Source organism: Nocardioides jishulii (assembly GCF_006007965.1).
In the GTDB taxonomy this organism is placed as follows: Bacteria; Actinomycetota; Actinomycetes; order Propionibacteriales; family Nocardioidaceae; genus Nocardioides; species Nocardioides jishulii.
Map to the genome: position 1 here is coordinate 493,970 of NZ_CP040748.1, position 13,943 is coordinate 507,912.

15 protein-coding genes are annotated in these 13,943 nt (G+C 69.6%); 12 read left to right on the forward strand and 3 right to left on the reverse strand.

All coding sequences use genetic code 11. From position 1 onward, the window contains the following. Window positions 1–4: 4 nt before the first annotated feature. Genes rfbA through FCL41_RS02255 form a run of 3 tightly spaced genes read left to right on the forward strand, consistent with a single transcriptional unit; the run spans window position 5 to window position 2,085 of the window. Window positions 5–871 carry a glucose-1-phosphate thymidylyltransferase RfbA gene (rfbA, locus tag FCL41_RS02245; protein WP_137064163.1) on the forward strand — a complete coding sequence of 289 codons (867 nt, stop codon included), beginning with the start codon at window positions 5–7 and terminating at the stop codon, window positions 869–871. 30 nt (window positions 872–901) lie between these two features. Continuing rightward, on the forward strand, window positions 902–1,474 hold the full coding sequence (locus FCL41_RS02250) for an RNA polymerase sigma factor (RefSeq protein WP_137064162.1): 573 nt from the start codon (window positions 902–904) through the stop codon (window positions 1,472–1,474). Next, a complete protein-coding gene (locus tag FCL41_RS02255) occupies window positions 1,471–2,085 on the forward strand; it encodes a hypothetical protein (protein ID WP_137064161.1) in 615 nt (204 codons plus the stop codon). The genes FCL41_RS02250 and FCL41_RS02255 overlap by 4 nt, the downstream gene beginning before the upstream one ends. Before the next feature lie 30 nt (window positions 2,086–2,115). On the opposite strand, the gene FCL41_RS02260 is transcribed toward FCL41_RS02255, so the two are convergent. Together FCL41_RS02260 and gmd are read right to left on the reverse strand one after the other, a co-directional pair. Beyond that, a complete protein-coding gene (locus FCL41_RS02260) occupies window positions 2,116–3,075 on the reverse strand; it encodes a GDP-mannose 4,6-dehydratase (RefSeq protein WP_170970118.1) in 960 nt (319 codons plus the stop codon). Next, on the reverse strand, window positions 3,072–4,076 hold the full coding sequence (gmd, locus tag FCL41_RS02265) for a GDP-mannose 4,6-dehydratase (RefSeq protein WP_137064160.1): 1,005 nt from the start codon (window positions 4,074–4,076) through the stop codon (window positions 3,072–3,074). Before gmd ends, FCL41_RS02260 begins: the two co-directional genes overlap by 4 nt. Before the next feature lie 55 nt (window positions 4,077–4,131). On the opposite strand from gmd, the gene galE reads away from it, so the two are divergent. The 4 genes from galE (at window position 4,132) to FCL41_RS02285 (ending at window position 7,917) form a co-directional block, all read left to right on the forward strand. Beyond that, on the forward strand, window positions 4,132–5,154 hold the full coding sequence (galE, locus tag FCL41_RS02270) for a UDP-glucose 4-epimerase GalE (protein ID WP_137064159.1): 1,023 nt from the start codon (window positions 4,132–4,134) through the stop codon (window positions 5,152–5,154). A 192-nt stretch (window positions 5,155–5,346) separates the two neighbouring features. Next, a complete protein-coding gene (locus FCL41_RS02275) occupies window positions 5,347–6,207 on the forward strand; it encodes a hypothetical protein (RefSeq protein WP_137064158.1) in 861 nt (286 codons plus the stop codon). Between the two features lie 292 nt (window positions 6,208–6,499). Next, window positions 6,500–7,102, forward strand: coding sequence for a hypothetical protein (locus tag FCL41_RS02280; protein WP_137064157.1), 603 nt, complete (start codon window positions 6,500–6,502; stop codon window positions 7,100–7,102). Window positions 7,103–7,146: 44 nt separating this feature from the next. Beyond that, window positions 7,147–7,917, forward strand: coding sequence for an enoyl-CoA hydratase-related protein (locus tag FCL41_RS02285; RefSeq protein ID WP_137064156.1), 771 nt, complete (start codon window positions 7,147–7,149; stop codon window positions 7,915–7,917). A gap of 46 nt (window positions 7,918–7,963) precedes the next feature. On the opposite strand, the gene FCL41_RS02290 is transcribed toward FCL41_RS02285, so the two are convergent. Further along, the gene (locus FCL41_RS02290; protein ID WP_137064155.1) at window positions 7,964–8,401 is read right to left on the reverse strand and encodes a universal stress protein; all 438 of its coding nucleotides are present in this window, start codon (window positions 8,399–8,401) and stop codon (window positions 7,964–7,966) included. Window positions 8,402–8,606: 205 nt separating this feature from the next. Here FCL41_RS02290 and FCL41_RS02295 point away from each other — a divergent pair, with 205 nt between their 5' ends. From FCL41_RS02295 to FCL41_RS02315, 5 genes are all read left to right on the forward strand, one after another. Continuing rightward, window positions 8,607–9,089: a pyridoxamine 5'-phosphate oxidase family protein gene (locus FCL41_RS02295; protein ID WP_170970117.1), complete on the forward strand. Its 483-nt coding sequence runs from the start codon at window positions 8,607–8,609 to the stop codon at window positions 9,087–9,089. Window positions 9,090–9,231: 142 nt separating this feature from the next. Next, window positions 9,232–10,266, forward strand: a complete 1,035-nt coding sequence (locus FCL41_RS02300) for an ABC transporter substrate-binding protein (RefSeq protein WP_137064153.1) — start codon at window positions 9,232–9,234, stop codon at window positions 10,264–10,266. Between the two features lie 90 nt (window positions 10,267–10,356). Then, window positions 10,357–11,535 carry an ABC transporter ATP-binding protein gene (locus FCL41_RS02305; RefSeq protein ID WP_212723029.1) on the forward strand — a complete coding sequence of 393 codons (1,179 nt, stop codon included), beginning with the start codon at window positions 10,357–10,359 and terminating at the stop codon, window positions 11,533–11,535. A 13-nt stretch (window positions 11,536–11,548) separates the two neighbouring features. Further along, window positions 11,549–13,300: an ABC transporter permease gene (locus FCL41_RS02310; protein ID WP_137064152.1), complete on the forward strand. Its 1,752-nt coding sequence runs from the start codon at window positions 11,549–11,551 to the stop codon at window positions 13,298–13,300. A gap of 82 nt (window positions 13,301–13,382) precedes the next feature. Further along, the gene (locus FCL41_RS02315) at window positions 13,383–13,937 is read left to right on the forward strand and encodes a nuclear transport factor 2 family protein (RefSeq protein ID WP_137064151.1); all 555 of its coding nucleotides are present in this window, start codon (window positions 13,383–13,385) and stop codon (window positions 13,935–13,937) included. The last annotated feature ends 6 nt before the right edge of the window (window positions 13,938–13,943 follow it).

Genomic DNA, 13,943 nt, shown 5'->3' on the forward strand with positions numbered 1-13,943 from the left:
GCCCATGCGTGGGATCGTCCTGGCCGGAGGCACCGGAAGTCGACTGCACCCGATCACCCTCGGGGTCAGCAAGCAGCTGCTCCCGGTCTACGACAAGCCGATGATCTACTACCCGCTCTCGACGCTCATGCTGGCCGGAGTGCGAGAGGTTCTCGTCATCACCACGCCCCACGACGCCGAGGCCTTCCAGCGTCTGCTCGGCGACGGGTCGCAGTTCGGCATCGAGATCACCTTCGCCGTGCAGCCCAGCCCCGACGGGCTCGCGCAGGCCTTCGTGATCGGCGCCGACCACGTCGGCGACGACTCGGTCGCGCTCGTGCTGGGCGACAACATCTTCTACGGCACCGGGCTCGGCACCCAGCTGCGCCGCTTCGACGGCATCGACGGAGCGGCGGTCTTCGGCTACCAGGTCGCCGACCCGACGGCGTACGGCGTCGTGGAGTTCGACGCCGACGGCCGGGCGATCTCGCTCGAGGAGAAGCCCACCCACCCGCGCAGCCCGTACGCCGTGCCCGGCCTCTACTTCTACGGCAACGACGTGGTCTCGTACGCCCGCGAGCTCAGCCCGAGCGCGCGCGGCGAGCTGGAGATCACCGACCTCAACCGCCGCTACCTCGAGGAGGGCCGCCTGCAGGTCGAGGTGCTGCCGCGCGGCACCGCCTGGCTCGACACCGGCACCTTCGACTCGCTCAACGACGCCAGCAACTTCGTGCGCACCATCGAGGGCCGCCAGGGCTTCAAGATCGGGGCGCCCGAGGAGGTCGCCTGGCGGATGGGCTTCATCGACGACGCCGGGTTGGCGAAGCGCGCCGAACCGCTGCGCAAGTCCGGCTACGGTGACTACCTCCTGGGACTTCTGGGCGAGGCGTAACGCAACACCTGCCTGCGGCGAAGTAGGGGCATGGAGACAAACACCGCGCCGACACGGATCGGCACCGACCCGCAGGCCTTCGAGGTGTTCTACCGAGAACACCTGGCGTACGTCAGCCGCTACGTCGCCCTGCGGACCACCGACCCGCACACGGCAGCCGACCTGACCGCAGAGATCTTCTCCCGCGTCATCGTGGCCGCGAGTGGCTACCGGCGCAGCAGCGGACCCCCGCGGGCCTGGCTCACCGGGATCGCCCGCAACGTGATCAGCGACCACGCGCGGTCGGCGGCGCGGGAGAGCGCAGCGTACGGCCGGCTGCAGGGCAGACGCCTGCTCGACGAGGACGCCACCGAGCGCCTCGTCGAGCGGATCAGCGACCACGCCCGCGGCCGTGAGCTCCTGGCCCGGGTGGCCTCACTGCCCGAGGGACAGCGCGCCCTGGTCGAGCTGGTCGCCGTCGACGAGCTGCCGCTCACCGAGGCCGCGAAGGTCCTCGGGATCAGCGCGGGCAACGCCCGCATCCGCTGGCACCGCGCCCGCCGCGCCCTGCGCGACGCCGTGCCTGCCCCCATCCCTGCTCCCGCCCTGGAGGCGACGTCATGACCACCGAGACCCGACGCGACAACCAGCCCCTCGACTCCTTCGAGTCCTCCCTGCTCACCGAGCTCCAGGCCCAGGTGGCGCTCAACGAGGCCGCCGCACCGGCGCGCAAGCGTCGCGGACGTACGGTCCTCGGCGTCAGCCTCGGCGGGTTGGTCGCCGCCGGCGTCACCGCGTTGGGGGTCTCCTCGCTCACGGCCAGCCCTGCCTGGTCGGTGAGCGAGAGCAACGGCGAGCTGACGGTGAAGGTCAACCGCCTCGACGGGGCGGAGAACCTGGAGCGGGAGCTCGCCAAGCACGGGGTGAAGGCTGACATCCACTTCCTCCAGCCCGGGATGAAGTGCCAGGACGACCGCTACACCGAGGACACGTCGGCGAAGGGACGGCAGCTCTCGATCGGAGGAGAGGAGTTCCAGGTGAAGCTCGACTCAGGCGTCGTGGGCAAGGGTCAGACCTTCGTGCTCTGGGCCTCCGTGCAGCAGTACGAGAACGGTGCCCGCTCCTCGGTCGACTTCGGGGTCGCCGACGGTCCGGTGGCGCCGTGCAACCCCAGCTCCGACAGCCACTGGGACGAGCCGATCGATCCCGACATGGGGGCGCCGGTCGCCGACTGAGTCGTCAGCCTGAGTCGTCAGCCTGAGTCGTCAGCCCAGGTCGGCGGCCACCATCGCCGCCACCACCTGCTCGAACGTGCGCGTCGGTGCCCATCCCAGGGCCCGGCGCGCACGGCTGGCGTCACCCACCAGCTCGGTCGCGTCGGCCGGGCGGAAGAAGTCGGGGTCGACGCGGACGTACTGCTCCCAGTCGTCGACGCCGGCGGCGGTGAAGGCCGCGGCCACGAAGTCGCGCACCGAGTGGCTCACGCCGGTGGCGATCACGTAGTCGCCGGGAGCCTCCGCTCGGCCGGCGCGCACCATCGCGTCGGCGTAGTCGGGCGCCCAGCCCCAGTCGCGGCGGGCGTCCAGGTTGCCCAGGGCCAGGTCGTCGGCCTCGCCGCGAGCGATCGCGGCCGCGGCCATGGTGATCTTGCGGGTCACGAAGGTGGCCGGACGCCGCGGCGACTCGTGGTTGTAGAGGATGAGGCTGCTCGCGTGCAGCCCGCGGGCGCGGGCCTCGGCGACTGCGCGGTGGGCCGTCGCCTTGGCCACGCCGTAGGGGTTGGTCGGCGCGAGCAGCGTCGACTCGTCCTGCGGGCTGACCGTGGGGGAGCCGAAGAGCTCGGCGCTGGAGGCCTGCACGAACCGGACCTCGTGACCGTTGTCGGCCATCTCCTCGACCGTCTCGAGCAGGGCCATCGCCGCCTCGGCGTTGACCGCGTAGGAGAGCTCGGGCTCCGACCAGCTCTGGGCCACCGAGCTCATCGCCGCCAGGTTGACCACCAGGTCGGGGCCGAGGTCGTTGAGCAGGGCGCGGGTCGACTCGGGGTCGGTGACGTCGCCGACGTGCAGCGTCGCGCCCTCGGGGACGTACGTGGTGGCGTCGTCGCGGCGTACGAGGCCGTGGACCTCGACGCCGTCGGCGAGCAGCTGCTCGGCCAGGTAGGAGCCGTCCTGCCCGGCGACCCCGGTGATGAGCGCCCGGCCACCCGAGGCTGACGCGCTCACTTCCAGCCGGCCTTCAGCGCGTCGAGGTCGGCGTCGACCATCATCCGCACCAACGTCTCGAAGTCGACCTTCGGCTCCCAGCCGAGCACCTGCTTGGCCTTGGATGCGTCGCCGACCAGGGTGTCGACCTCGGCGGGACGCAGGAACTTCGGGTCCTGGCGGACGTACTTCTCCCAGTCGCTGACGCCGACCTGGTCGAAGGCGATCGTCACCAGGTCGCGGATCGAGTGGCTCACGCCGGTGGCGATCACGTAGTCGTCGGGCTCGTCCTGCTGGAGCATCAACCACATCGCCTCGACGTAGTCGCCGGCGTAGCCCCAGTCGCGGCGCGCGTCGAGGTTGCCGAGCACCAGCTCGTCGGCCAGGCCGAGGTGGATCTTGGCGACCGTCTTGGCGACCTTGCGGGTCACGAACTCCTCGCCCCGGCGCGGAGACTCGTGGTTGAAGAGGATGCCGGAGCTCGCGTGCATCCCGTAGGACTCGCGGTAGTTGATGGTCATGTAGTGGCCGAAGACCTTGCTCACCCCGTAGGGGCTGCGCGGCCACAGCAGCGTCGACTCGCGCTGCGGGGTCTCCTGCACCTTGCCGAACATCTCCGAGCTCGACGCCTGGTAGAAGCGCACCCCGCCCAGGTCGTCACCGGCGTACAGGCGCAACGCCTCGAGCATCGTCAGCACGCCCTTGGCGGTCACGTCGGACGTGAGCGCGGCGTTCTCCCAGGAGTACGCGACGAACGAGATCGCGCCCAGGTTGTAGACCTCGTCGGGCTGCGAGACCGACAGTGCCCGCATCAGGCTCGACATGTCGGTCAGGTCGCCGTTGTGCAGGCGTACGTCGGGCACCAGCTCCTCGACCAGCTCGCGGCGCGGGTTGTTCTGTCCGCGGATGATGCCGTGCACCTCGTAGCCCTTGGACAGCAGCAGCTCGGCCAGGTAGAGGCCGTCCTGGCCGGTGATCCCGGTGATGAGGGCACGGGGCGGGGTGGAGGACGAGCGAGGCATGGGCGCAAGTGTGGCAGGCGACGAGGGGTGGTCGACGACAAGTAGGGTCGGGCGCATGAAGATCCTGGTCACCGGCGGTGCCGGCTACATCGGCTCCCACACCGTGCTCACGCTCCTCGAGCAGGGCCACGAGGTCGAGGTCGTCGACAACTTCGACAACTCCTCGCCCGAGTCGATCCGCCGCGTCGAGCAGCTGACCGGACGGTCGGTCGTGCTCCACGAGATGGACCTGCGCGAGGAGGAGCGGCTCACCGCGCTCTTCGCCGAGGGCGGCTACGACGCGGTGATCCACTTCGCCGGGCTGAAGGCCGTGGGGGAGTCGGTCGAGAAGCCGACCCTCTACTACGGGACCAACCTCGAGTCGACGCTGTCGCTGCTGCGGGCGATGACCGCCAGCGCCACCCGCACGATCGTCTTCTCCTCCTCGGCCACCGTCTACGGCGACCAGGCGCCGGTGCCCAACGTGGAGACGTACGAGCCGTTGGTCGCCACCAACCCGTACGGCCAGACCAAGGTGATGATCGAGCGGATCCTGACCGACCTCGCCGCCTCCGACGACGCGTGGCGCGTCGGCCTGCTGCGCTACTACAACCCCGTCGGCGCGCACCCGTCCGGCCAGATCGGCGAGGACCCGCAGGGCATCCCCAACAACCTCACCCCCTTCATCTCGCAGGTGGCCGTGGGTCTGCGTGAGCACCTCACCGTCTACGGCGACGACTACGACACCCCCGACGGCACCGGCCACCGCGACTACATCCACGTGATGGACCTGGCCGAGGGCCACGTCGCCGCGCTCGACCACCTGGCCGCGACGCCCGGCATCGGGGCGCGGGCCTGGAACCTCGGCACCGGCACGTCGAGCTCCGTGCTCGAGGTGGTGGCCGCGTTCGAGCGCGCCAGCGGCGTGGAGATCAAGCGCGTCGTCGGTCCGCGCCGCGGGGGAGACCTCACCTACTCCTACTCGGACCCGTCGCGTGCGGAGTCCGAGCTCGGCTGGAGAGCCACGCGGACCCTCGACGAGATGATGGCCGACCTGTGGCGGTGGCAGTCGCAGAACCCGCGGGGGTACCGCGGCTGATGGTGGTGGTGGGCTCCGCTCCGGGAGGAAACTCCTTCGGGGGCGTGAGTTCCTCGACAGCGAAGGAGATTCCCCGGTTCTGGCGAGGCACCCACGCTGGGAAACCGCCGGCAACGCCCCAGCTGCCTTCCGGGCCGAGGAGGCTGTGCACGACGGCGTACGTGGTTCGTCTGGAACCGCCACGCTGCGGCCATGGACGTGGTCGAGGCATTGCGGCAGCTCGGAGGCGTTGTCGTGTACGAGGAGCTGGCCGGCGTGTGCACGGAATGGCAGATCAGACGGGCTGTCACCGACGGCCGGATCGTCCGACTGCGCCGGAACCGGTACGCCTTGGTGGACACCGATGTCCACGTCGCGGCAGCAGTTGCCGCGGGAGGGGTCGTGTCGCATCTCAGTGCGGCGACCACTTGGAACTGGAAGTTGAAGCACGAGCCGGCCAGGCCTTGGGTGACGCTGCCCCGGAGCCGTCGTCGGCCGGTCGCCAACCTCGAGATTCGGTGGGCAGACATACCGGATGCCGACATCACACGTCATGTCACTCGACCAGCAAGGACGGTCGTCGACTGCGCGAAAGCGTTGCCGTTCGACGAAGCACTCGCCGTCGCTGACTCCGCGCTGCGCAGCGGGGTGGTGGACCGCCGTCAGTTGGTGGCTGCACTGAGACGCAGTAGCCGGAACCGTCGTTCGAAAGCGTCGGAGGTCATCGAGGCTGCCGATCCGCGGGCGGCCAACCCCTTCGAGTCGGTCGTGCGCGCGCTCGCCCGGGACGTGCCCGGGCTCCGCGTGGTCCCACAGGTGCAGATCCAGCGAGTGGGTCGGGTCGACCTGTGTGACGAAGAGCTGGGCATCGTGATCGAAGCGGAGTCGCATGAGTTCCACAGCAGCCCGGCTGGGCTGCGCAAGGACGTGAACCGCTACACCGAGTGTGCGCGCCAGGGGTTGGTGGTCGTCCGGTTCGTGTGGGGCCAGGCCATGAACCGCCCCGAGGAGGTGCGCGACGCCTTGAATGACGTGGTCATCAGGCGGCGCCGCGAGCTCGGGCTTGCCGCGTAACCCCCCCGGCTCACGACTCGGAAGGCGGTTGCCGGCGTCGCCTCCGCTTCTTGAGCGTGGCTGCGTCTCTCCCCCGGAGGAGTTTCCTGCGGAGACGTGGAGGGCGGAGGGGGAGAACCGGAGCCAGCGGTGCCAGCGGTGCCGAAGGAGTTTCCTGCGGAAGCGCGAGCTACGACCGCGCCTAGCCCTACCCAGAATGCGGTAGTCCAGCATCCGACCGGCATTGAGAGCCGGATCACACATCCCTACTGTGTGGTAACCGCAGCCCTCGAGCCCCATGACTGGACCCGCCATGACCCGTGCAGACGACTCCGCAAGACCTTTCACTCCCAGCCGTCGCGGCGTCCTGCGCACCGCGGCCTGGAGTGCCCCTGCGATCACCCTCGCCGCCGCCACGCCCGCCTTCGCAGGCTCGGGCAACGGCTCCGGGCAGGTCGCCTTCACGTCGTCGCTCTTCTGGCGCCCGGAAGGGGCGGAGATTCCTTCTGGGCAGGAGCTCTACTGGGGGCTCATTCCCGCCGGGTCGGTCCTCTGGGTCACGCAGCTCACCAACTCGGGGACGACGGCGGTGCCGAACGTCCAGCTCAACCTCGCGGTGCCGGCGGACGCCACGACCAACAAGGAGTTCACGGTCCTCGACGTCAGCCCCAAGGTCGCGGTGACGCCGGCCGTCTTCGCCACGACCCAGCGTCCGGCCAGTGGCCAGGCCATCGTCACCCTCCCGCAGCTGCCGGCCGGCGCACCGCACGTCGTCACCACGGCGATCAGGCCGCCCGACTCGGTCCGCAAGGGCTCGGCGACCTCGTGGTCGCTCACCATCACGCCTCCAGGCGCAGCCTCGACTGTCTCCGTGCCGATCACGACCTACGCGCAGTTCCTGGCTTCCGCCACGTGACGCCCCGTCGTCGGCGCAGGCACCGGAAGTTCTAGGCTGACGCTGTGAGCGACTCCGAACTTCTCGTGACCAGCGCCGACGGCGTCGTCACCGTCGTCTTCAACCGTCCGCAGCGCCACAACGCCTTCACCAAGGCGATGTACGCCGAGATGCGCGCCCTCTTCGAGGACCTCGCCACGCGCCCCGACGTACGCGTCGTGGTGCTGCGGGGCGCCGGCGGGCGCGCCTTCGCCGCGGGCAACGACATCGGTGACTTCCTCGACGAGGACGACGCCTCGGCGTACGAGGAGTGGATCGGTGAGATGCTCGCCGCGCTCTTCGACCTGCCCCAGGTCACCATCGCCGCGATCGACGGCGTCTGCGTCGGCGGCGGCCTCGCGGTGGCCACCCACTGCGACATCCGCATCGCCACGCCGGAGTCGCGCTTCGGCTATCCGATCGCCAAGACGCTGGGCAACGCGCTCTCCGCGCCGGTGCTCTACCGCTGCGCCGCCGCCTTCGGCGAGGGCGTGACGCGCACGATGCTGCTGACCGGGCGCCTCGTCGACGCCGAGCGGGCCTACGACGTCGGCGCCCTCACCGAGGTCACCGAGGATCTCAACGCCTCCATCGACGCACTCGTCGGTGAGATCACCTTCGCGTCGGCGACGACCCAGCGGGCCTCCAAGCGCCAGCTCAACGCGCAGGTGCGCGCCAACGAGGTGCAGCCCGACTTCGATCGCCCGATGCTGGGAGACGTCTACTCCGGACCCGACTTCAAGGAGGGCGTGCGCGCCTTCCTGGCGAAGGAGAAGCCGTCGTTCGGACGCGGCTGACTCCTTGGCACGTCGGCACCCACCTCCCGGCGGGCGTCGCTGTGACTCAGCGCTGGTGCGTGTAGGCCACGTAGACGTCGCACGTCGCGTGCGCGGCCACGTCGCGCGCCACGCTGCCCAGCAGGCGACCGGGCCCCTGGACCCGACGGTTGCCCACCACGATCAGGTCGGCGTCGAGCCGTTCGGCTGCCTTGACCAAGGCCTCGCCGGGCTTTCCCTCGGAGGGGGCGGAGGTGATGGTGATCGCGGGGAAGTCGCGGCGCAGCTCCGAGACGGTGCTGTCCGCGGTGCGCTCGGCATCCTTCACGGTGGTGAAGACGATCTCCTCCTCCCCGCTGGAGAAGGTGTCCGCCTTGTACTTCCCGTATGCCGACAGGACGTGGAGACGTCCTCCGTAGGCCTGCGTCAGCTCGGCGGCGGTGCGGGCAGCTGCTGCGGCGGTCTCGCTGCCGTCGACCCCGGTGATCACGATCTTCTGGCTCATGGAACTCTCCTTCGTCAAGGCGTGATCCTACCTGCGAAACGGGACAACTCTCCATCACATATCAAGCACGATGTGGTTGGCATCCAGCACGAAACTGACGGTGTTCCGATTTCTCGGTGACGTGGACCACATGAACCCCTTGCGCCGGGAACGAACTTCCGCACATAATGCACGAAACGTGATGCATGACGCGGAGGTGCGAGAAGTGATCGACCTGGGTGAGACCACCATGACGGCGGAGGAGATCGACGCCTACCTGAGGCAGGAGGGCCGCTTCGCAGCCGTCGGCACCGTCCGCAAGGACGGGTCGCCCTTCGTCGTCCCCCTCGGCTACTACTACGACGGCGACCACCTCTACCTCTCCAGCACCCCTGACCGGGGACTGGTGAAACGACTGCGTCGCGATCCTCGCGTCTCGGTCAGCATCTTCGACCACGAGGCGATCCACGGCTACGTGCTGGTCAACGCCGTGGCCGAGGAGATCGAGGACCCCGACGACCACTACAGCCTCGCGATGCACCACCGCTACCCGAAGCCCGGGGTCGACGGCCCCGAGCACGACCGGATCTGGCTCTCCGAGGGTCGCGTGGTCTTCAGGATCCCCACCGCCGACGCCTTCGGCATGGACCAGCGCAAGGCCACCTCGGTCCACGCCCTCGCCATGCCGGACAAGCCTCCGAGCGCCTGACCTCTCGCGCGCACCTCGGCGCCGGCCCGAGCCCAGAGCCACGCCCAGTCCAGGCGCACCCAGCACGCCCCTCAGCAGCAAGCCCGCAGCAACACCACCAGCCCGGACCCCCAGTCCTCCCTTGCACACCCCTAGGAGCACCATGAAGAACCATCGCCTGAAGGCCGGACTCAGCGCCCTCGCGCTGCTTGCCATGACCGGCCTGGCCGCCTGCGGCGGCAGCGAGGACGCGGCCACCCTCGTCGACGGCCCCTGGGAGGACGTGGTCGCGGCCGCCGAGGACGAGGGACGCGTGAACCTCTACAGCGTCGCCCCGCCCATCCAGAACGACGCCCTGGTCGAGGCCTTCAAGAAGGCCCACCCCGGCATCGAGGTCTCGGTGACCCGAGGTGCCGGTGAGCTGCCCGGTCGCGTCGAGCAGGAGATCCGCTCGAAGAGCGACGGTGCCGACGTCTTCATCTACACCGACCCCGACCTGTTCGGCGACCTCTCCGACGACCTGCTCGAGGTCGACGGCCCGCACGTCGACGGCTGGGCCGACGACTTCTGGGCCGTCGAGGACAAGGCGATCATCCCGACCAAGTACCCGTGGACGATGTTCGTCTGGAACACCAAGACCTTCCCGCAGGGCTTCAAGACCTGGGACGACCTGCTCAAGCCGGAGGTGAAGGGCAAGCTCGCGACCCGCAGCGACCTCACCACCTCGATGGCGGCCACGTACGACTTCATGGAGAAGGAGCTGGGCGAGGAGTTCATGTCCGACCTGGGCGACCAGCGTCCGAAGTTCTACACCTCCGCCGTCCCGATGGGGCAGGCCGTCGCCAGTGGCGAAGCCGGCGTCACCATGATCTCCACCCCCTCGATCGTGGCTGACCTGAAGGCGCAGAAGGCGCCCGTCGAGTTCGGCTTTCCCGAGCCCGGCTTCTCGATCATGTGGGGCGCCGCCGCGCTGGAGACCTCCAAGCGCCCCAACGCCGCACGTGTCTTCCTCGACTTCGTGATGTCGGAGGAGGGCCAGGAGGCCATCAACGGCGACGGCTTCGGCGCCTCCGGCCGCGAGGACGTCAAGGGCGCGCTCGACCTGAGCGAGGGCTGGACCTTCTTCGACTCCGCGCCCTACACGCCCGAGGTCATGAACGATTCCCAGGCCAAGTTCGACAAGTACTTCCGGGACTGACGTCCCCACCCCCGATCCGCGGCCCCGTCCCCTCGCGCACCAAGAACCGCGCGTGCGTCGGGCGCCGCTCCTACAGCCAGGAGGCCCCCCGTGAGTCAAGTGATGGACCGAGACGCCAACCCGGCGCAGCAGGCGCCGGCCGGCAACGGCCCCGCCCAGGTGAAGATCAGCAACCTCAACAAGACGTTCCACCGCGGCAAGGAGGCGGTGCACGTCCTGCGCGACATCAGCCTGGAGATCGCCCAGGGCGAGCTGCTCGTCCTGCTCGGTCCGAGTGGTTGTGGCAAGACCACGCTCCTGCGCTGCCTCGTCGGCCTGGAGAAGCCCGGTCAGGGACGCGTCGAGCTCGGTGACACCACCGTCGTCGACGCCGACGCCCGCGTCTTCGTGCAGCCCAACAAGCGTGACGTGGCCATGGTCTTCCAGAACTACGCGCTCTGGCCGCACATGAAGGTGGCCGCCAACGTGGCCTACCCGCTCAAGGCGCGCAAGATGAAGGACGAGCTCAAGAACGGTCGCGTCCACGAGGTCCTCCAGGTGGTCCAGTGCGACCACCTCGCCGACCGTTATCCGCCGGAGCTCAGCGGTGGGCAGCAGCAGCGCATCTCCCTGGCCCGCGCCCTGGCGCCGCGTCCGGCGCTGCTCCTGCTCGACGAGCCCTTGTCGAACCTCGACGCCCTGCTCCGCATCGAGCTCCGCGCCCAGCTGCGCCTGCTCCACCGCGAGCTCGGCTTCACCGGCGTCTACGTCACCCACGACCAGGAGGAGGCGCTCGCCCTGGGCACCCGGGTCGCGGTCATGAAGGAGGGGCAGTTCGAGCAGATCGGCCCGCCGGCCGAGGTCTACAGCTTCCCCGCAACCGAGTACGTCGCGGACTTCCTCGGCGCTCGCAACCGCCTCGAGCTGCACACCGAGGGCGACGGCCGCGCGACCGTGGCCGGCGTGCCGCTCGAGGGCTTCGTACGCCCCGGCCTGGGTGGACGGTTCGCCCTGCGACTGCGTGACGCCGACCCCGTCCTGCGGGTTGCGGGCACCCCCGGCGACGAGGACCGGCACTGGATCACCGGTGCCGAGCTCATCGAGGTCCTCCCGGCCGGCGACCACGCCGAGCACGTCGTGCGCCTGGGTGACCAGACGCTCTTCGTGGACGTGCCGGCCACCCGAGGCGTCTTCGAGCCGGGGGCGAAGGTCGACATCGGCCTCGCCACCGACAGCGTCCTCTGCTACGACGCCGACGGTCGCCTGGTGCGCGACTGGGCCGCGATCTGACGTAGGAGCGACCATGACCAAGACACTCGACAAGCCCGTGGCCGAGGCCACGCGCCCGGAGCCGACCCCGTCGGCCCGCACCCGGCGTCGCCTCATCCCCGGTGGGGAGGGCCACCAGCTCCTGTGGGTGCTGCTGGCCGTCGCCGTCGGAGTGGCCGTTCTGCTGCCGATCATCCCGCTCCAGATCCGTGCCTGGGAGAACGACGCCGACGGCATGCGCCGGCTCACCGACTTCCACGGCATCGGGGAGGTCTTCCGCACCACGCTGATGCTCGGTGTCGGAGGCCTCGTCGTCGGCCTCACGATGGGCACGATCCTCGCCCTGTGCGCCTACTCGATGACGCCGGGGCTGCGCCGCTGGCTCGAGTTCACCCCGGTGCTGCCGATGATCATCCCGTCGGTGGCCCACGTGGTGGGCTTCGTCTTCCTCTTCTCCCCGGAGAACGGCTACGTCAACTCGTTCCTGCGGTGGACGCCCTTCTTCGGCGGCGACAGCGGCCCGATCAACGTCTACACGCTGCCGTGGATCATCTTCTACACCGGCACCCACCTGGCGGCGTTCGTCTACATGTTCGTCTACACCGGCCTGCGCAACCTGGGCTCCGACTACGGCCTCGCAGCCCGGGTCAACGGCGCCGGCGGTGCTCGCGCCCTCTTCACGATCACCCTGCCGCTGCTGCGTCCGAGCTTCGTCTACGCCGGCGTCGTCGTGCTGCTGCTCTCCCTGGGCCAGTTCACCGGTCCGCTCATCCTGGGGCGGCGTGAGGGCGTCGACGTCATCACCACCGAGATGTACGAGCTCTCCGCGGAGTACCCGGTCGACTACGCCCTCGCCTCGGCGCTGGGCACCCCGCTGATCATCCTGGCGATCGTGCTGGTCATCGCCCAGAAGAAGATGCTCGGCAACCAGGCCCGTTTCGTGGGCCAGGGCACCGCGACCGTCGACAACCGCATGCTCAGCCCCGTGGTGAGCGGCATCAGCGCGGCCATCGTGGGGGCGTACGTCTTCGTCGCCGCGATCCTGCCGCTGCTGGCCATCGGCTTCGTCGCCTTCTCGCCCTACTGGAGCGGCTCGCTCGACTTCAGCGCGATGACGTCGGTCAACCTCTCCGCGGTCATCGAGGACGAGCAGGTGCGCCAGTCGATCGTGACGACGCTGGTCGTCTCGGTGCTGGGTGTGCTGCTGGTGCTGCCCGTGGGCATGCTCATCTCGCTGGGCATCTACAACCGCGACAAGCTGTGGAGGCCGCTGCCCACGGTCCTCGACGTGCTGGCCAACCTGCCGCTCACCGTCCCGGCCGCCCTGCTCGGCTTCGGCTTCCTCTTCGCCTTCTCGAGCGACTGGATCGGGATCTACGGCACGCAGTTCAGCCTGATCCTCGCCTACATGACGATCATGATCCCCTACTCCGTGCGCTACCAGCTCTCGACGCTGGTCTCGCTCGGGAAGCAGACGATGGAGGCCTCGCAGGTGAGCGGCGCGCACCCGGTGCGGACGTTCTTCCAGATCATCCTCCCGCTCTCGCGCACCGGCATCGCCACCTCGGCGGCGGTCATGTTCGTCCTGCTGACGCACGAGTTCGGCGTCTCGCTGCTGCTGCGGGCGCCCGACGTGAGCGTGATGTCGGTCGTGCTCTACGACCAGTACAACGGCGGCTCCTACCCCAAGGTCGCCGTGATCGCCCTGCTGATGACGGTGCTGACCGCCATCGGCGTGATCGTGGCGATGATCTTCGGTGGCCGCAAGGCGCTGGAGAAGTTCTGACCCACCGAGGTCACCCGACCGACGAGGCCGTGTCCCCAGCCCGGGGCGCGGCCTCGTCGCCCTTTCCCGCAGGAGGACGTGCATGGACGTGACACCCGACCGGTGGCAGAGCTTGCTCGACCGCCAGGCCATCTGGGACGCCCTGATGCGCTACACCCGCGGGGTGGACCGGCTTGACGCCGAGCTGATCCGCTCCGCCTTCTGGCCGGACGCCCACGACTCGCACGGCCAGATGGACGGCGACGTCGAGCAGTTCATCGAGACCTGGATGCCCACCCAGGCGCGCCGCGAGGCGTGCCAGCACGCGGTGCACAACCACCACGTCGAGCTCGACGGCACGGGCGAGCACCGTGGTGCGCACGCGGAGACGTACTTCCAGGTCGCGATCCGCAACGCGGGCAGCGACACCCTCGAGCTGGTGGGCGGGCGCTACCTCGACCACTGGACGCACCGGGCGGGGGAGTGGCGGATCCAGACGCGGCTGGTCGTGCTCGACTGGCAGTGCGTCACCGACGCCAGCCGGATGGACCGGCGGCTGTCGATGTCGCACCGGGGTTCGCGGGACGCCCAGGACCCGTCGTACGAACGCCCGGTGCGGCCGCGGAGGCCGCCCCGGGCGTCTGGGCCGAAGGACTGAGTCGGC